The 327-nt window shown below is 36.1% G+C and carries 1 protein-coding gene; it reads right to left on the reverse strand.

Features of this window, described 5'->3' with window-relative positions; genetic code table 11:
* Positions 1-327 (reverse strand): DUF2931 family protein (locus tag ACTJIW_RS24215; RefSeq protein ID WP_440718505.1); only part of this gene is annotated, 327 nt, incomplete at both ends.

Here is a 327-nt window from a genome sequence, read left to right on the forward strand (position 1 = left end):
TCCAGCTATAACGAATGCGATAAGTATCCCATAACTCACAATTAGCATCTGGTACAAAAAAGTCTTTTGCCAGATCATCAAAACGTTTCGGAGAAAAACGCCAAATTTTTAAATACTTATTTTTGGCATCTTGCAGTTCCTCTTTATTTGTAATTATTTCGGCTTGATACCGTCCAATTTCTATTACCGTTAAACCATAATTGGCCCAGACTACCACCATGCCTTTTGGGGCAAAGCCAAAAATAAGACTTGTAAAAGCATCGTAAGATCTATATGGAGCTTCTGTATCCTGAATATAACTTAAATCTGAATCGCCTTCGTAAACAT

Source organism: Flavobacterium sp. 22659 (assembly GCF_052044235.1).
Lineage (GTDB): Bacteria > Bacteroidota > Bacteroidia > Flavobacteriales > Flavobacteriaceae > Flavobacterium > Flavobacterium johnsoniae.